The sequence below is a fragment of the Streptomyces sp. NPDC093586 genome (assembly GCF_044764905.1).
Classification (GTDB): domain Bacteria; phylum Actinomycetota; class Actinomycetes; order Streptomycetales; family Streptomycetaceae; genus Streptomyces.
In genome coordinates this window covers 49062-68084 of record NZ_JBIWJA010000005.1, presented here as the reverse complement: position 1 = coordinate 68084, position 19023 = coordinate 49062, and the positions used below count along the sequence as shown (strand labels likewise).

Below are 19023 nucleotides of genomic sequence, written 5' to 3'. Positions count from 1 at the left end.
CAGGACGTCGGCCCGCGGGACGCCGGCACGCAGGACGCCGGCCCGCGGGACGCCGGGACCCCGGGGGACGGACAACACCCCATAGCGTCGGTCTGACGATTACACTGGCCGCGTGCCTCAGCTACGACTCGCCCTGAACCAGATCGACTCGAGCGTCGGCGACATCGCCGCGAACGCGGAGTCGGTCGTCCGCTGGACCCGGCACTCCGCCGAGCAGGGAGCCCACCTCGTGGCCTTCCCGGAGATGGTGCTGACCGGGTACCCCGTCGAGGACCTGGCCCTGAGATCGTCCTTCGTGGAGGCCTCCCGCGCCGCCCTGCGCTCCCTCGCGGCGCGCCTCGCCGACGAGGGCCTCGGCGAGCTGCCCGTGGTCGTCGGCTACCTCGACCGCTCGGCGACCGCCCGGCCGAAGTACGGCCAGCCGGCCGGCGCCCCGCAGAACGCGGCGGCCGTGCTGCACGGCGGCGAGGTGGTGCTGAGCTTCGCCAAGCACCATCTGCCGAACTACGGCGTCTTCGACGAGTTCCGCTACTTCGTGCCCGGCGACACCATGCCGGTGCTGCGGGTGCACGGCGTCGACGTCGCCCTCGCCATCTGCGAGGACCTGTGGCAGGACGGCGGCCGGGTGCCCGCCGCCCGCTCGGCGCGGGCCGGGCTGCTGCTCTCCGTCAACGCCTCGCCCTACGAGCGCGACAAGGACGACACCCGGCTGGAACTGGTCCGCAAGCGCGCCCAGGAGGCCGGCTGCACCACCGCCTACCTCGCCATGACCGGCGGCCAGGACGAACTCGTCTTCGACGGCGACTCCATCGTGGTCGGCGCCGACGGCGAGGTGGTGGCGCGGGCCCCGCAGTTCTCCGAGTGCTGCGTGGTGCTGGACCTCGACCTGCCGGCCGCGGCCGCGGACGCGCCGGTAGGCGTGGTGGACGACGGACTGCGCATCGACCGGGTCGTCCTGTCCGAGGACCCCGTACCGGCCTACGAACCCGAGCTGACCGGCGGACACGCCGAGCGGCTGGACGACGAGGAGGAGGTCTACTCGGCCCTCGTCACCGGCCTGCGCGCGTACGTCGCGAAGAACGGCTTCCGCTCGGTGCTGGTCGGCCTGTCCGGCGGCATCGACTCCTCGCTGGTCGCGGCGATCGCCTGCGACGCGCTCGGCGCACAGAACGTGTACGGCGTCTCGATGCCGTCGAAGTACTCCTCCGAGCACTCCCGGGACGACGCGGCGGAGATGGCCCGGCGCACCGGCCTGAACTACCGCACCGTGCCGATCGAGCCGATGTTCGACGCGTACATGGGCTCGCTGGGGCTCACCGGCCTCGCGGAGGAGAACCTCCAGTCGCGGCTGCGCGGCACGACGCTGATGGCGATCTCCAACCAGGAGGGCCACATCGTCCTGGCCCCCGGCAACAAGTCGGAGCTGGCGGTGGGCTACTCGACGCTGTACGGCGACTCGGTGGGCGCCTACGGCCCGATCAAGGACGTCTACAAGACCCTGGTCTTCCGCCTGGCCGAATGGCGCAACCGGGCGGCGCGGGAGCGCGGGCAGACCCCGCCCATCCCCGAGAACTCGATCACCAAGCCCCCGAGCGCCGAACTGCGCCCGGGGCAGGTCGACACCGACTCCCTGCCGGACTACCCGGTGCTCGACGCGATCCTCGAGCTGTACGTCGACCGGGACCGGGGCGCGGACGAGATCGTCGCCGCCGGGTACGACCGGGAACTGGTCACGAAGACCCTGCGGATGGTCGACACCGCCGAGTACAAGCGGCGCCAGTACCCGCCGGGCACCAAGATCTCGCCGAAGGGCTTCGGCAAGGACCGCCGCCTGCCGATCACCAACCGCTGGCGGGAGACGGGCTGACGGCCGGGCCCGGTCCACCGGGGACCGGGCCCGCCCCGTGCGGCGCTACGGCCGCCGCTTCAGGTCCGCCAGCACCTGGTGCAGCGGCTCCGTCTGCCGGCGCCGGTACTCCTGGATCGACCAGCCGTTGCCGTCCGGGTCCTTGAAGTACATGAACGTGGCGCCGTCGTCCGGGGCGTACTGCACCGGCTCGGAGACGTCCAGACCGCGCCCCACCAGCTCCGCGCGGGCGGCCTTGATGTCGGCGACGCACAGCTGCAGGCCCTGGTACGAACCGGGCTCCGGCCGGGTCTGTCCCTGCGCCATGTCCCAGACGGCGTCGCCGAGGGCGATCGAACAGCCGGAGCCGGGAGGCGTCAGCTGGACGATCCGCATCCCCGGCATCACCTCCTGGTCGATGTCGACGTGGAAGCCGACCTTGTCCCGGTAGAAGTCCCGGGAGCGGTCGATGTCCGTCACGGGCAGCGGGATCACTTCGAGGGTGAAGTCCATGGCCTCACCGAAGCCGATGGCGGCCCGCCGCGCCACCGAAAGAGCGGAATTCCCGCGCGCGACGGCGACCGGAGCGCGGCCGGCGCCGCCCGCCCCTGCGCCGGCCCGCGGCTCCCCGGTTACCCTCAAGGCCGTACGACCTTGATCCGACGGGGTCCGGTCCCACCGGCCCCGCAGGTCCGACAGGAGGCCGAGATGACGGCGCCGGGGCGCAGGAGCAGTACCTTCACGCGACTGCTGCGGCACGGCTTCACCGATCCCTCGGCCGCCGAGCGGCTGCTGGACGGCGTGGAGCTGGCACCGGTCCGCAACGACCCGGTCCTGCTGGAGGCGCTGGGCGCCACCGCCGACCCGGACCTCGCCCTGGGCGGCCTGGTCCGGCTGCTGGAGGCGCAGCCCGACCCCACCGCGCGCCGGGAGCTGCTGGACACCCTGATAGCCGCCAAGCCGCTGCGCGACCGCCTCCTCGGCGTGCTCGGCGCCTCCGAGGCGCTCGCCGACCACCTCGCCCGGCACGCCGGCGACTGGCAGGCCCTCGTCACCTACGAGCCCCGCGACCTGCACCGCGGCGTCGAGGAGTTCGAGAGCGGTCTCGCCGAGGCCACCGACCCCGTCTCCCTGCGCGTCGCCTACCGGCGCTGCCTGCTGTCCATCGCCGCCCGCGACGTGTGCGGCACCATCGACGTCGCCGAGACCGCCGCCGAGCTCGCCGACCTCGCCACCGCCACCCTGCGCGCCGCCCTGCGCCTCGCCGAGGAGGCCGCGCCCGAGGACGCCGCGCTGTGCCGGCTGGCGGTGATCGCGATGGGCAAGTGCGGCGGCCACGAGCTGAACTACGTCTCCGACGTCGACGTCATCTTCGTGGGGGAGGCGGCCGGCGAGGCCGACGAGACCAAGGCGCTGCGGGCCGCGACCTCCCTCGCCTCGCACATGATGCGGATCTGCTCCGAGACGACCGTCGAGGGCTCCATCTGGCCCGTCGACGCCAACCTGCGCCCCGAGGGCCGCAACGGCCCGCTGGTGCGCACCCTCAGCAGCCACGTCGCCTACTACCAGCGCTGGGCCAAGACCTGGGAGTTCCAGGCGCTGCTCAAGGCCCGCCCGGTGGCCGGCGACCTCGCCCTCGGCGGCGAGTACGTCGCCGCCCTCCAGCCCCTGGTGTGGCAGGCCGCCGAACGCGAGAACTTCGTCGCCGACGTGCAGAAGATGCGCCGCCGGGTGGTGGAGACCATCCCCGCCGCCGAGGTCGACCGCCAGCTCAAGCTGGGTCCGGGCGGGCTGCGCGACGTCGAGTTCGCCGTGCAGCTGCTCCAGCTCGTGCACGGCCGGGCCGACGCGTCCCTGCACAGCGGTACGACGCTGGACGCGCTGAAGGCCCTCGCCGCGGGCGGCTACGTCGGCCGGGCGGACGCCGCCCAGCTCGACGAGGCGTACCGCTTCCTGCGCTCCATGGAGCACCGCATCCAGCTCCACCGGCTGCGGCGCACCCACCTCGTACCCGAGGACGAGGCCGACCTGCGGCGCCTGGGCCGTTCCCTCGGCCTGCGCAACGACCCGGTCACCGGGCTGCTGCGCGAGTGGAGGCGGCACGCCGCCGCCGTACGCCGGCTGCACGAGAAGCTGTTCTACCGGCCGCTGCTCGACGCGGTCGCCCAGCTGGCGCCGGGGGAGACGCGGCTGCGCCCCGACGCGGCCCGTGAGCGGCTGGTCGCCCTCGGGTACGCGGATCCGGCCGCCGCCCTGCGGCACCTGGAGGCGCTGGCCTCCGGCGTCACCCGCAAGGCCGCGATCCAGCGGACCCTGCTGCCGGTGCTGCTGGGCTGGTTCGCCGACTCCGCCGACCCGGACGCGGGCCTGCTCAACTTCCGCAAGGTCTCCGACGCGCTCGGCAAGACGCCCTGGTACCTGCGGCTGCTGCGGGACGAGGGCGCGGCGGCCGAGAACCTCGCCCGGGTGCTGTCCGCCGGACGGCTCGCCCCGGACCTGCTGATGCGGGCGCCCGAGGCGGTGGCGATCCTCGGCGACGGCGACTCCGGGGGCCTGGCGCCGCGTGGGCGCGCCCAGCTGGAGCAGGAGGTGCTCGCCGCGGTCCGCCGCGCCGACGGCGCCGTGCAGGCGGTCACCGCGGCGCGCGGGATGCGGCGCCGCGAGCTGTTCCGTACGGCCGCCGCCGACATCGTCGGCTCCTACGGCACCGAGGCCCGGCCCGTCGAGGCCGACCAGGGCGCCCTGGTGGACCGGGTCGGCGCCGCGGTGTCGGACCTGACGGCGGCGACGCTGGCGGGCACCCTGCGGGCCGTGGTGCGCGAGGGCTGGGGCGACACCCTGCCCACCCGGTTCGCGATCATCGGCATGGGCCGCTTCGGCGGGCACGAGCTGGGCTACGGCTCGGACGCCGATGTCCTGTTCGTGCACGAGCCCCGGGACGGGGTGGACGAGCGGGAGGCCGCGGACGCCGCGAACAAGGTGGTCGCCGAGATGCGCCGCCTGCTCCAGGTGCCCAGCGCCGACCCGCCCCTGATCGTCGACGCCGACCTGCGCCCGGAGGGCAAGTCCGGACCGCTGGTGCGCACGCTCAAGTCGTACGAGGCGTACTACCGGCGCTGGTCGCTGACGTGGGAGTCGCACGCGCTGCTGCGGGCCGAGTTCGTCGCCGGCGACGAGGACCTGGGGCGGCGGTTCACCGAGCTGGTCGATCCGCTGCGCTACCCGGCGCGCGGGCTCTCCGAGGAGGCGGTACGGGAGATCCGGCGGCTCAAGGCCCGCATGGAGTCCGAGCGGCTGCCGCGCGGCGCCGACCCCAAGCTGCACGCCAAGCTGGGTCCGGGCGGCCTGTCCGACGTGGAGTGGACCGTGCAGCTGATGCAGCTGCGGCACGGCCACGCCGAACCGGGCCTGCGCACGACCAGGACCCGGCAGGCCCTCGCGGCGGCGGCCGGGGCGGGGCTCATCTCCGAGGAGAACGCCGCGACGCTGGACGAGGCGTGGGTGCTGGCGACGCGGGTGCGCAACGCGGTGATGCTGGTGCGCGGACGGGCCGGCGACACGTTCCCGACCGACCCGCGCGAACTGGCGGCCGTGGGCCGCTACCTGGGCCACGGCCCCGGCCATGCGGGCGACATGCTCGACGAGTACCGCCGCACGGCCCGCAGGGCCCGCACGGTGGTGGAGGATCTGTTCTACGCGTGACCGGCCCCCGCCGCCGCCCCGGCTGCGGGCAGGCGTGCCTCCCCCAGTGCCTGAACGGCCTGGGAGGTGCCCCCAGGGGCGCTGGGGGTCCCCCGCGCGAGCGAAGCCGAGCGTGGGGGAGGGGGCGCTGGGGGCACCCCCTCTGGGGGAGGCACCCCGGCGGCGCCGGGCCACGCGCCCCACCTCCCGGCACCAACGCCCCGCACCTCACCAGCGCCGGGCCACGCGCCCCCCGGGCACCAACGCCCCGCACCTCACAAGCACCGGGCCACGCGCCCCCCGGGCACCCCCCGCATCCTCAGGCGCGCGTAGGCGCCCACGCCCCCCGCCGCGCCCCACCCCCCGGCACCACCCGCGGCAACGCGTACGGCAGGCTCCCGCACCACACCCGGGCCACCGCGTAACCGAAGGCCAGGCACAGCACACCCCCCACCGCGTCCAGCCAGAAGTGGTTCGCCGTGGCCACGATCACCACCAGCGTCAGCACCGGATACACCAGCCCCAGCACCCGCACCCACGGCACCGACGCCAGCGCGAAGATCGTCAGCCCGCACCACACCGACCACCCGATGTGCATCGACGGCATCGCGGCGTACTGGTTGGACATGTTCTTCAGGTCCCCGGACGCCATCGACCCCCACGTCCGGTGGACCATCACCGTGTCGACGAAGTACCCGCCGTCCATCAGCCGGGGCGGGGCGAGCGGGTACAGGTAGTAACCGAGCAGGGCCACACCCGTCGTCGCGAAGAGGACCAGACGGGTCGCCGCGTACCGTCCCGGATGGCTGCGGTACAGCCAGACCAGCACGCCCAGCGTCAGCACGAAGTGCAAGGTGGCGTAGTAGTAGTTCATGCCGACGACCAGCCAGGTCACCGAGTTGACGGCGTGGTTGACCGATTCCTCGACGGCGATGCCGAGTTGCTGCTCGGTCCGCCAGATCCAGTCGGCGTTGCGCAGTGCCTGCCCCCGCTGCTCCGGCACGGCGTTGCGGACGAGCGAGTACGTCCAGTAACTGACCGCGATCAGCAGGATCTCGAACCACAGGCGGGGGCGGCGCGGCGTACGGAGCCGGCGCACGAGCCCCCGCCCCGTCTCCTCCGTGACGGGGTGCGGAACGCCCTCTTCCGGGCGTTCCGGAGTCCTCATGGTCGCGTCACCCATAGGCATGAAGTCTGCCAGAAAAGCCTTCCGCCACCGATCATCCCCCTGCCGGGGCCGGGCCGCACCCGCTGCCCCGGGGAAGGCGTCAGGACCGGTTCCGCTCTCCCGGCGCCGAGGCGGTCGAACCGCGCACCACCAGCTCCGGCATGAACACGAACTCGCTGTGCGGCGCGGGCGTCCCGCCTATCTCCTCCAGCAGCGTGCGCACCGCCGCCTGCCCCATCGCCGGGACCGGCTTGCGGACGGTCGTCAGCGGCGGGTCGGTGAAGGCGATCAGCGGGGAGTCGTCGAAGCCGACGACCGAGATGTCCTTGGGCACGTCCAGCCCGCGCTGCCGGGCCGCCCGTATGGCGCCCAGCGCCATCATGTCGCTGGCGCAGACCACGGCCGTGCAGTCCCGGTCCATGAGCGCGGCGGCCGCCGCCTGGCCGCCCTCGAGGGTGTAGAGGGAGTGCTGGACGAGTTCCGTCTCCACGGCCCGCGCGTCGAGGCCCAGTTGTTCCTGGACGGTGCGGACGAAGCCCTCGATCTTGCGCTGCACCGGCACGAACCGCTTCGGGCCGAGGGCCAGCCCGATGCGGGTGTGGCCCAGCGAGACGAGGTGGGTGACGGCGAGGCTCATCGCGGCGCGGTCGTCGGGGGAGATGAACGGCGCCTGCACCTTCGGCGAGAACCCGTCGACCAGGACGAAGGGCACGCCCTGTGCGCGCAGCCGCTCGTAGCGCTCCATGTCGGCGGTGGTGTCGGCGTGCAGTCCGGAGACGTAGATGATGCCGGCGACCCCGCGGTCGACCAGCATCTCCGTCAGCTCGTCCTCCGTGGAGCCGCCCGGGGTCTGGGTGGCGAGGACCGGCGTGTAGCCCTGGCGGGTCAGCGCCTGGCCGATGACCTGGGCCAGGGCCGGGAATATCGGGTTCTCCAGCTCCGGGGTGATCAGCCCCACCAGGCCCTCGCTGCGCTGCCGCAGCCGTACGGGCCGCTCGTAGCCCAGGACGTCGAGGGCGGCGAGCACGGACTGTCGGGTGGTGGCGGCGACGCCCGGCTTCCCGTTGAGGACGCGGCTGACCGTCGCTTCGCTCACGCCCGCCTGGGCGGCGATGTCGGCAAGCCGTGTGGTCACAGGGGTGGACTGTACCTGCCGGATGGCGCCTTGCACACCGACCGGGCGCCGTGGGCGGCCTGTTGGACGTCCCGGCGCGGACTGCTGTGTCATCGCGCTCCCTCAAGAAAGTGGCGGCAAGAGCTTGCAGAGTCTTGCACAACCGGCCCGATAGCGCTCGTGCCCCGTAAGCAAGCGTCTCACGGCGGTCGCCAAGAGGTCACGCACGGATAACTTCGGAGATCTCTTGCACTTTTTTGCTGCAAGACCTTTCGCGCCGCTTACATCGCTGTTACGTTCACGTCGCCCGACGGCGGCAATGACGCGGTCGGTGTCGGCAGGAGCGGCGGACGGGCCCGCACCCCTGCACACACGGGCTTTCACCCTCAAGGAGAACTCATGCGGCGTGGCATAGCGGCCACCGCTCTGGTGGCGTCCCTCGCCCTCGCGGCGACGGCGTGCGGCGGGGACAGCGACAGCGAGTCCGGCGGACCGGTCACCATCACTTACTGGGACACCTCCAACGCGACCAACGAGGCGCCGACCTACAAGGCCCTGGTCAAGGAGTTCGAGGCCGCCCACAAGGACATCAAGGTCAACTTCGTCAACGTGCCCTTCGACCAGGCACAGAACAAGTTCGACACCGCCGCCGGCTCCAAGGGCGCCCCGGACGTGCTGCGCTCCGAGGTCGGCTGGACCCCCGCCTTCGCCAAGAAGGGCTTCTTCCTGCCGCTGGACGGCACCGAGGCCCTCGCCGACCAGGCCAAGTTCCAGCCCAACCTGATCGAGCAGGCCAAGTACGAGGGCAAGACCTACGGCGTGCCGCTGGTCACCGACACGCTCGCCTTCGTCTACAACAAGGCACTGTTCGAGAAGGCCGGCGTCCAGCCCCCCAAGACCTGGGACGACCTGAAGAAGGCCGCCGCCACCATCAAGGACAAGACCGGCGTCGAGGGCTTCTGGGGCTCCACCGCGGGCTACTACGCCCAGCCGTTCCTGTACGGCGAGGGCACCGACACCGTCGACGCCGGCGCCAAGAAGGTCACCGTCGCCTCGCCCGCGGCCAAGAAGGCCTACGGCACCTGGCTGAGCCTGTTCGACGGCAAGGGCCTGCACAAGGCCGACACCACCGCCGACGCCTACGCGCACATCCAGGACGCGTTCGTCAACGGCAAGGTCGCCTCGACGATCCAGGGTCCGTGGGAGATCACGAACTTCTACAAGGGCTCCGCGTTCAAGGACAAGAACAACCTCGGCATCGTCACCGTCCCGGCCGGCTCCACCGGCAAGGCGGGCGCCCCGACCGGCGGCCACAACCTGTCGGTGTACGCCGGTTCGGACAAGGCGCACCAGGAGGCGGCGCTGAAGCTCGTGAACTTCATGACCTCGGCGAAGTCCCAGGAGACCGTCGCCCTGAAGAACTCCACGCTGCCGACCCGCGACGACGCCTACACCGACAAGGTCAAGGCCGACCCGGGCATCGCCGGCTACCAGACGGTCCTGCCGGCCGCCCAGCCTCGCCCGGCCCTGCCGGAGTACAGCTCCCTGTGGACCCCGCTCGACGACGAGCTGCCCCAGATCGCCGGCGGCAAGAAGTCCCTGGACGAGGGCCTGAGCGACGCCGAGACCGCGATCGCCAAGCTGGTGCCGGACTTCGGCAAGTGAGCCCGCGTGGCCGCCGGGTCCCCCGTCCACGGGGGAGGGGATCCGGCGGCCACCGGTATGCGTGTCGTACCCCTTGATCTTCCTGCTGCTCCCGAAGGTGTCGAACCATGACAGTCACCATCGACCGCGCGACCGGCAAGCGCCGCGGTGACCGCACCCCGCGGCCCGGCCTCGGCCGGCGTCTGAAGGACGGATACCAGAAACACTGGTACGCCTACGCGATGATCGCGCCGGTGGCCGTCGTGCTCGGCGTCCTCGTGCTGTACCCGCTGGCGTACGGCCTCTACCTCACGCTCACCGACGCCAACAGCCTCAACTCCGCGCGCACCATCGGCGTCAACCACATCGACGCCACCTACGAATTCATCGGCCTGGACAACTACGCCGACATCCTGTGGGGACCGACGGCGTACGACCGCTTCTGGTCGCACTTCATCTGGACGATCGTGTGGACGGCGCTCTGCGTCGGCCTGCACTACTTCATCGGTCTGGGCCTCGCCCTGCTGCTGAACCAGAAGCTGCGCGGGCGCACCTTCTACCGGCTGATCCTGGTCCTGCCGTGGGCGGTGCCGACCTTCGTCACCGTCTTCGGCTGGCGCTTCATGCTCGCCGACGGCGGTGTCATCAACGCCGGCCTGGACTGGTTGCACCTGCCGACCCCGCTGTGGCTGGAGGACGTCTTCTGGCAGCGGTTCGCCGCGATCATGGTCAACACCTGGTGCGGTGTGCCGTTCATGATGGTCTCGCTCCTCGGCGGCCTGCAGTCCATCGACGCCAGCCTGTACGAGGCCGCCGAGATGGACGGGGCCAACGCCTGGCAGCGCTTCCGCCACATCACCCTGCCGGGGCTCAGGACCGTCAGCTCCACCGTCGTCCTGCTCGGCATCATCTGGACCTTCAACCAGTTCGCCGTGATCTTCCTGCTCTTCGGCAACACCGCCCCCGACGCCCAGATCCTCGTCACCTGGGCCTACCAGCTCGGGTTCGGACAGCAGCCACGCGACTTCGCGCAGTCCGCCGCCTACGGCATCCTGCTGCTGGCCGTCCTGATCGTCTTCACCTCCTTCTACCGCCGCTGGCTGAACCGCAATGAGCAGCAGCTCGCGAACTGAGGCAGGAGCCGCCATGAGTACCACCACCGTGCCGACCGAGGCCCGGGCCGAGAAGGCCCCCGCGCCCGCCGCACCGAAGCGCAGGGTGCGCCGGGGCGAACGCAGCCGCGCCTCCTCCCTCGCCTCCCACGGCATCCTGACCGTCGCGAGCCTCGTCGCGCTCTTCCCGATCGCCTGGCTGGTCTTCCTGTCCCTCGGCCCGGACAAGGACGACTACCTGCACCCCGGGCGCATCTGGTCGAAGATGACCTTCGACAACTACGCCTTCGTGCTCCAGCACACGAACTTCTTCGACTGGCTGAAGAGCTCGCTGATCGTCTCGCTGGGCACCACGGTCATCGGCGTCATGGTCGCCGCCACCACCGGCTACGCCGTCTCGCGGATGCGCTTCCCGGGCTACAAGAAGCTGATGTGGGTCCTGCTGGTCACCCAGATGTTCCCCATCGCGGTCCTCATCGTGCCGATGTACCAGATCCTGTCCGAGCTCCAGCTCATCGACAACTACCTCGGTCTGGTCCTCGTCTACTGCTCCACCGCGGTGCCCTACTGCGCGTGGCTGCTCAAGGGCTACTTCGACACCATCCCGTTCGAGATCGACGAGGCCGGCCGGGTCGACGGACTGAGCCCCTTCGGCACGTTCTTCCGGCTGATCCTCCCGCTCGCCAGGCCCGGCCTCGCGGTCGCCGGTTTCTACAGCTTCATCACGGCCTTCGGCGAGGTCGCCTTCGCCTCGACGTTCATGCTGAGCGACACGAAGTACACCTTCGCCGTCGGGCTGCAGAGCTTCGTCAGCGAGCACGACGCGCAGCGCAACCTGATGGCGGCCACCGCCGTGCTCGTCGCGATACCCGTCTCCGCGTTCTTCTACCTGGTGCAGAAGAACCTGGTGACCGGCCTCACCGCCGGCGGCACGAAGGGCTGACGCCCCCACCGACTCCCGCGCCTCACCGCGCGGGTGGCGGCCGCGGTGCCCATCCGACCCCGCTGTCACCGCGGCCGCCTCGTCCCCCGTCGCCGGACACCACCACGACCCCATGACCCGAACCGCCCCGTTACGTACAAGGACGCCATGAGCCAGCAGCACTCCGCCGCACCGGCCCCCACCTCCGCCACCGCCACCGTCACCCGGCGCCGCGACTGGTGGCGCGACGCGGTCATCTACCAGGTGTATCCGCGCAGCTTCGCCGACAGCAACGGCGACGGCATGGGCGACCTGGAGGGTGTCCGCACCCGTCTGCCGTACCTGCGCGACCTGGGCGTGGACGCCGTGTGGCTCAGCCCCTTCTACGCCTCCCCGCAGGCCGACGCCGGCTACGACGTCGCCGACTACCGGGCCGTCGACCCCATGTTCGGCACCCTCCTGGACGCGGACGCGCTGATCCGCGACGCCCACGGGCTGGGCCTGCGCATCATCGTCGACCTGGTCCCGAACCACTCCTCCGACCAGCACGAGTGGTTCAAGCGCGCCCTCGCCGAGGGCCCCGGCTCCCCGTCGCGGGACCGCTACCACTTCCGCCCCGGCAAGGGCGAGAACGGCGAACTGCCGCCCAACGACTGGGAGTCCATCTTCGGCGGCCCCGCCTGGACCCGGGTCACCGAGCCCGACGGCACGCCGGGGGAGTGGTACCTGCACCTGTTCGCCCCCGAGCAGCCCGACTTCAACTGGGAGCACCCGGCCGTCGGCGACGAGTTCCGCTCCATCCTGCGCTTCTGGCTGGACATGGGCGTGGACGGCTTCCGCATCGACGTCGCCCACGGCATGGTGAAGGCCGAGGGCCTGCCCGACCTGGGATCGCACGAGCAGCTGAAATTGCTGGGCAACGATGTCATGCCGTTCTTCGACCAGGACGGCGTCCACGACATCTACCGCCAGTGGCGGCTCATCCTCGACGAGTACAGCGGAGAGCGCATCTTCGTCGCCGAGGCGTGGACGCCGACCGTCGAGCGCACCGCCAACTACGTCCGCCCCGACGAGCTGCACCAGGCGTTCAACTTCCAGTACCTGGGCACCCACTGGGACGCCGAGGAGCTGCGCACGGTCATCGACCGCACCCTGGACGCCATGCGCCCGGTCGGCGCCCCGGCCACCTGGGTGCTGTCCAACCACGACGTCACCCGGCACGCCACCCGCTTCGCCAACCCGCCCGGCCTCGGCACCCAGCTCCGCCTGGCCGGCGACCGCGAGCTGGGCCTGCGCAGGGCCCGCGCGGCCACCCTGCTGATGCTGGCGCTGCCCGGCTCGGCCTACGTCTACCAGGGCGAGGAGCTCGGCCTGCCGGACGTCGTCGACCTGCCCGACGAGGTGCGCCAGGACCCGGCGTACTTCCGCGGCGCCGGCCAGGACGGCTTCCGCGACGGCTGCCGGGTGCCGATCCCGTGGACGCGCACGGGGGCGTCGTACGGCTTCGGCGCCGGCGGCAGCTGGCTCCCCCAGCCCGCGGACTGGGGCGAGCTGAGCGTGGAGGCCCAGACGGGCCGGCCCGGCTCGACCCTGGAGCTGTACCGCAGCGCGCTGGCCGTCCGCCGGGAGCAGGCCGACCTGGGCGCGGGCGACGCCGTGGAGTGGCTGCGGGCGCCCGAGGGCGTCCTCGCCTTCCGGCGCGGGGAGTTCGTGTGCGTGGCCAACACCACCGGCGAGCCGGTGACGGTGCCCGCCTACGGCCGGATGCTGCTGTCCAGCGGCGAGGTGACCGAGGCGAACGGCGAGGCGCAGGTGCCCGCGGACACCACCGTGTGGTGGACGACGGCCTGACCGGGAGAAACGGCCGCAGGGCCCCTCCGTTCCCCGACGGGAACGGAGGGGCCCTGCCGTTCCCGCGGTCACCGGCGGGCGGGACGCGCCCCAACGGCCGTGAAAGTTCTTACCGTTACTTTCACGACCCTTGCCGCAAGACTTGCGTCGGCGCTACGGTCACGCCGGGGTCGGACCCGAACGAGCCGTAATCGCAAGGAGTTCACACCGGTGATACCGAGATGGCCGGCGCCTGTGAAGCGCCGCACCGCCGCACCCGGAGGGGCCGCGGCCCCACGGATCGCGGCCGTCACCGTCGCCGCGCTCGCGGCGACACTCCTGACACCCCTCGCCGCGCGGGCCGGCGCCCCGCCCGCACCCCCGTCGGACGCGACGCTGGCGAAGACCGCCGCCCGCCACGACCTGACCCGCGAGCAGTTCTACTTCGTCCTGCCGGACCGCTTCGCCAACGGCGACCCCCGCAACGACCAGGGCGGTCTGACCGGCACCCGCACGGTCACCGGCTACGACCCCACCGACAAGGGCTTCTACCAGGGCGGTGACCTCAAGGGCCTGACCGAGCGACTCGACTACATCAAGGGCCTGGGCACCACCTCCCTCTGGATGGCGCCCCTCTTCAAGAACCAGCCCGTCCAGGGCACCGGCAAGGACGCCTCCGCCGGCTACCACGGCTACTGGATCACCGACTTCACCCAGGTCGACCCGCACTTCGGCACCAACCAGGACCTGAAGGACCTCATCTCCAAGGCCCACGCCAAGGGCATGAAGGTCTTCTTCGACGTCATCACCAACCACACCGCCGACGTCGTCGACTACGAGGAGAAGTCCTACGACTACCTCTCCAAGGGCGCCTTCCCCTACCTGACGAAGGACGGCGAGCCCTTCGACGACGCCGACTACGCCGACGGCGCCCGCCGCTTCCCCCGCGTGGACACCGGCTCCTTCCCGCGCACGCCGGTCGTCCCGGCCGCGAAGAAGAACCTCAAGGTCCCGTCCTGGCTCAACGACCCGGCGATGTACCACAACCGGGGCGACTCCACCTGGGCCGGCGAGTCCGCCACCTACGGCGACTTCAACGGCCTCGACGACCTGTGGACCGAACGGCCCGAGGTCGTCAGCGGCATGGAGAAGATCTACGAGCGGTGGGTGAAGGACTTCGCCGTCGACGGCTTCCGGATCGACACCGTGAAGCACGTGAACATGGAGTTCTGGACCCAGTGGGCCACCGCGCTGGACGCCTACGCGGCGAAGAAGGGCCGCGAGGACTTCTTCATGTTCGGCGAGGTCTACTCCGCCGACACCTCCGTCACCGCCCCGTACGTCACCCGGGGCCGCCTGGACGCCACGCTGGACTTCCCCTTCCAGGACGCGGCCCGCGCCTACGTCTCCCAGGGCGGCAGCGCCAAGAGGCTCGCCGCCGTCTTCGGTGACGACTGGAAGTACACGACCGACAAGGCCAACGCCTACGAGCAGGTCACCTTCCTCGGCAACCACGACATGGGCCGCTTCGGCACCTTCCTCAAGCAGGACGACCCGAAGGCGACCGACGCCGAACTGCTGAAGAAGGACGGGCTCGCCAACGAGCTGATGTTCCTCAGCCGCGGCAACCCGGTGGTCTACTACGGCGACGAACAGGGCTTCACCGGCGCCGGCGGCGACAAGGACGCCCGCCAGCCGATGTTCGCCTCCCGCACCGCCGACTACCTGGACGACGACCAGCTCGGCACCGACCGCACCCACGCCGTCGACGCCTACGACACGCGAGCACCGCTCTACCGGCGGATCAGCGCCCTGGCGAAGCTCCGCAAGGACCACCCGGCCCTCGCCGACGGCGTCCAGACCGAGCGCTACGCCGCCGACGGACCCGGCGTCTACGCCTTCTCCCGCACCGACGCGAGGACCGGCACCGAGTACGTCGTCGCCCTCAACAACGCCGACGGGGCGAGGACGGCCACCTTCGCCACCGGCTCCGCCGGCATGACCTTCCGCGGCCTGTACGGCACCGACGCCACCGTGCGCTCCGGCGCCGACACGAAGATCACCGTCACCGTGCCCGCCGGCTCGGCGATCGTCCTCAAGGCAGCCGGCCGGCCCGCCGCGCCGGCCACCGCGCCGACGATCACCCTCAAGGCCCCGGAGCCCGGCGCCACCGGCACCGTCGAGCTGACGGCCGACGTCTCCGGCGGACAGCTGAACCGCGTCGTCTTCGCCGCCCAGACCGGCAACGGGAAGTGGCACACCCTCGGCTCCGCCGACCACGCCCCCTACAAGGTCACCCAGACCATCGGCGAGGGCACCCCGGCCGGCACCGTCCTGCGCTACAAGGCGGTCGTCGTCGACTCGGCGGGCCGCACCGCGAGCGCCACGGCCGCCTCGGTCACCGGCACCCCGCCCGTCGAGCAGCCGCCCACCGCAGCCTCCCGCGACCACGCGATCGTCCACTACAAGCGCGCGGACGGGAACTACGACGACTGGGGCCTGTACTCCTGGGGCGACCTCGCCGACGGCGAGGCCACCGAGTGGCCGAAGAGCCACCCCTTCACCGGCCGCGACGCCTACGGCGCCTTCGCCTACGTCAAGCTCAAGCCCGGCGCGTCGAACGTCTCCTTCCTCGTCATCGACAAGGCCGGAAACAAGGACGTCGCCGCCGACCGCACCATCGACGTCACGAAGACGGGCGAGGTCTGGGTCGAACAGGGCAAGGAACAGGTCGTCACCGAACGGCCCGAGTACCCGGCGCAGGACACCACCAAGGCCGTCCTGCACTACCACCGGGCCGACGGGAACTACGACGGCTGGGGCCTGCACGTCTGGGGCGGCGCCGCGAACCCGACCGACTGGGCGAAGCCGCTCGCCCCGGTGCGGACCGACCCCTACGGCGCGGTCTTCGAGGTGCCCCTCACCGAGGGCGCCACCAGCCTCGGCTACATCCTCCACAAGGGCGACGAGAAGGACCTGCCCACCGACCAGTCCCTGGACCTCAAGACCGACGGCCACGAGGTGTGGCTGCTGAGCGGCCAGGAGAAGCACCTGCTGCCGCAGCCCGCGGGCTCGGCCGCCGCCGTCGACCTCACCACCTCCGAGGCGGTCTGGATCGACCGGAACACCGTCGCCTGGAACGGCTCCGAGGGCGCCGCCTCCACCCAGCTCCTCGCCTCCCGCACCGGCTCGGTCAAGGCCGCGAACGGCACCCTCACCGGCGACGACGCCCAATGGCTCCGCCTGACCAGGACGACCCTCACCGACGCCCAGAAGGCGAAGTACCCGCACCTGAAGGCGTACACCGCCTGGTCCGTCGACCCGCGCGACCGCGACCGGGTCCGCGAGGCCCTGCGCGGCCAGGTCGTCGCCTCCCAGCGCACCGCCACCGGCGCCGTGCTCGCCGCGACCGGCGTGCAGGCCGCCGGCGCCCTGGACGACCTCTACCCGGGCGCCGCCAAGGCCGCCCTCGGCCCGGTCTTCCACCACGGCCGTCCCACGCTGTCCGTGTGGGCGCCGACCGCGCAGGACGTGAAGCTGGAGATCGACGGCCGCACCGTGGGCATGCGGCGCGACGACGCCACCGGCGTCTGGTCCGTCACCGGCCCGAAGTCCTGGAAGGGCAAGCCCTACCGGTACGCCGTCCGGGTCTGGGCGCCCGGTGCCGGCGAGGTCGTCACCAACAAGGTCACCGACCCCTACTCGGTCGCCCTGACCACCGACTCCGAGCGCAGCCTCGTCGCCGACCTCGACGACCGCGCCCTCGCCCCGCGCGGCTGGGACGGCTACACCAAGCCGAAGGCCGTGCCGCTGCGGGACGCCCAGATCCAGGAGCTGCACATCCGCGACTTCTCCGTCGCGGACCGCACGACCGCCCCGGACCACCGGGGCACGTACCTCGCCTTCACCGACAAGGACAGCGACGGCTCGAAGCATCTGCGCGAGCTGGCGAAGGCCGGCACGTCGTACGTGCACCTGCTGCCCGCCTTCGACATCGCCACCGTCCCCGAGAAGAAGTCCGGCCAGACGACCGTCGACTGCGACCTCGCCGCCCTCCCCGCCGACTCCGACCAGCAGCAGGAGTGCGTGGCGAAGGCCGCCGCGAAGGACGCCTACAACTGGGGCTACGACCCGTACCACTACACCGTCCCCGAGGGCTCCTACGCCACCGACCCCGACGGCACCGCCCGCACGGTCGAGTTCCGCCGCATGGTCAAGGCGCTGAACGAGGACGGCCTGCGGGTCGTCATGGACGTGGTCTACAACCACACGGCGGCGAGCGGCCAGGCGGCGACGAGCGTCCTGGACCGGATCGTGCCCGGCTACTACCAGCGGCTCCTCGCGGACGGCTCGGTCGCGAACAGCACCTGCTGCGCGAACACCGCCACCGAGAACGCCATGATGGGCAAGCTGGTCGTCGACTCGGTCGTCACCTGGGCCAAGGAGTACAAGGTCGACGGCTTCCGCTTCGACCTCATGGGGCACCACCCGAAGGCCAACATCCTCGCCGTCCGCAAGGCCCTGGACGCCCTGACCGTCGAGAAGGACGGCGTCGACGGCAAGAAGATCATCCTGTACGGCGAGGGCTGGAACTTCGGCGAGGTCGCCGACGACGCCCGCTTCGTCCAGGCCACCCAGAAGAACATGGCCGGCACGGGCATCGCCACCTTCTCCGACCGCGCCCGCGACGCCGTGCGCGGCGGCGGCCCCTTCGACGCCGACCCCGGCGTCCAGGGCTTCGCCTCCGGCCTCTACACCGACCCCAACTCCTCGAAGGAGAACGGCACCGAGGCCGAGCAGAAGGCCCGCCTGCTGCACTACCAGGACCTGATCAAGGTCGGCCTGACCGGCAACCTCGCCGGGTACCGCTTCACGGACACCGACGGCAAGGAGGTCAAGGGCTCCGAGGTCGACTACAACGGCGCCCCCGCCGGATACGCCGCGGCACCGGGCGACGCCCTCGCCTACGCCGACGCCCACGACAACGAGTCCCTGTTCGACGCGCTCGCCTTCAAGCTGCCGAAGGACACCTCCGCCGACGACCGGGCCCGCATGCAGGTCCTCGCCATGGCCACCGCCGCCCTCTCGCAGGGCCCGGCGCTCTCCCAGGCGGGCACCGACCTGCTGCGCTCCAAGTCGCTGGACCGCAACTCCTTCGACAGCGGCGACTGGTTCAACGCCGTCCACTGGAACTGCGCCGACGGCAACGGCTTCGGCCGCGGGCTGCCGCCGGCCGCCGACAACAAGGACAAGTGGCCCTACGCCAAGCCCCTGCTGAGCACGGTGAAGGTGGGCTGCCCGCAGATCACCGGCGCCTCGGCCGCCTACCGGGACCTGCTGAGGATCCGTACGGGCGAGAAGGACTTCTCCCTCGCCACGGCCGGCCAGGTGCAGTCCCGGCTCGCCTTCCCGCTCTCCGGGAAGGACGAGACACCCGGCGTGATCACCATGCGCCTCGGTGACCTGGTCGTGGTCTTCAACGCGACCCCCGAGGAGCAGCGGCAGCGGGTGAGCGAGACGGCCGGGACCGGCTACCGGCTGCACCCGGTGCAGGCGTCCGGAGCGGATTCCGTCGTGAAGAAGGCCGCCTACGCGAAGGAATCGGGCACCTTCACGGTCCCGGCCCGCACCGTGGCGGTCTTCACCCGCGCGGGCTAGCGGAACCCGCGGTTAGGGTGCTCCTGTCCGCCCGAGAACAGGAGCACC

10 protein-coding genes are annotated in these 19023 nt (G+C 71.7%); 7 read left to right on the top strand and 3 right to left on the bottom strand.

The window, feature by feature from the left end; translation table 11 throughout:
- Positions 1-112: 112 nt before the first annotated feature.
- Positions 113-1867: an NAD+ synthase gene (locus tag ACIRFH_RS07695; RefSeq protein ID WP_403517894.1), complete on the top strand. Its 1755-nt coding sequence runs from the start codon at positions 113-115 to the stop codon at positions 1865-1867.
- Between the two features lie 45 nt (positions 1868-1912).
- On the opposite strand, the gene ACIRFH_RS07690 is transcribed toward ACIRFH_RS07695, so the two are convergent.
- Entirely contained in the window at positions 1913-2359 is a 447-nt protein-coding gene (locus ACIRFH_RS07690; protein WP_403518255.1) for a VOC family protein, read from the bottom strand.
- Positions 2360-2554: 195 nt separating this feature from the next.
- Between ACIRFH_RS07690 and ACIRFH_RS07685 the strand changes: the two genes are divergently transcribed.
- A complete protein-coding gene (locus ACIRFH_RS07685) occupies positions 2555-5548 on the top strand; it encodes a bifunctional [glutamine synthetase] adenylyltransferase/[glutamine synthetase]-adenylyl-L-tyrosine phosphorylase (RefSeq protein ID WP_403517893.1) in 2994 nt (997 codons plus the stop codon).
- A gap of 298 nt (positions 5549-5846) precedes the next feature.
- Here ACIRFH_RS07685 and ACIRFH_RS07680 read toward each other — a convergent pair whose 3' ends face one another.
- Positions 5847-6716, bottom strand: a complete 870-nt coding sequence (locus ACIRFH_RS07680) for a phosphatase PAP2 family protein (RefSeq protein WP_403517891.1) — start codon at positions 6714-6716, stop codon at positions 5847-5849.
- 79 nt (positions 6717-6795) lie between these two features.
- A complete protein-coding gene (locus tag ACIRFH_RS07675) occupies positions 6796-7830 on the bottom strand; it encodes a LacI family DNA-binding transcriptional regulator (RefSeq protein ID WP_403517889.1) in 1035 nt (344 codons plus the stop codon).
- Between the two features lie 378 nt (positions 7831-8208).
- Here ACIRFH_RS07675 and ACIRFH_RS07670 point away from each other — a divergent pair, with 378 nt between their 5' ends.
- From ACIRFH_RS07670 to pulA, 5 genes are all read left to right on the top strand, one after another.
- Positions 8209-9474 (top strand): extracellular solute-binding protein, encoded by a 1266-nt coding sequence (locus ACIRFH_RS07670; protein WP_403517887.1) that lies wholly within the window; start codon positions 8209-8211, stop codon positions 9472-9474.
- Between the two features lie 107 nt (positions 9475-9581).
- Positions 9582-10586, top strand: coding sequence for a carbohydrate ABC transporter permease (locus tag ACIRFH_RS07665; RefSeq protein WP_403517885.1), 1005 nt, complete (start codon positions 9582-9584; stop codon positions 10584-10586).
- 13 nt (positions 10587-10599) lie between these two features.
- Positions 10600-11508 carry a sugar ABC transporter permease gene (locus ACIRFH_RS07660; RefSeq protein ID WP_403517883.1) on the top strand — a complete coding sequence of 303 codons (909 nt, stop codon included), beginning with the start codon at positions 10600-10602 and terminating at the stop codon, positions 11506-11508.
- A 147-nt stretch (positions 11509-11655) separates the two neighbouring features.
- Positions 11656-13338 (top strand): glycoside hydrolase family 13 protein, encoded by a 1683-nt coding sequence (locus ACIRFH_RS07655; protein ID WP_403517881.1) that lies wholly within the window; start codon positions 11656-11658, stop codon positions 13336-13338.
- Positions 13339-13548: 210 nt separating this feature from the next.
- On the top strand, positions 13549-18975 hold the full coding sequence (gene pulA, locus ACIRFH_RS07650) for a pullulanase-type alpha-1,6-glucosidase (RefSeq protein WP_403517879.1): 5427 nt from the start codon (positions 13549-13551) through the stop codon (positions 18973-18975).
- Positions 18976-19023 lie beyond the last annotated feature (48 nt).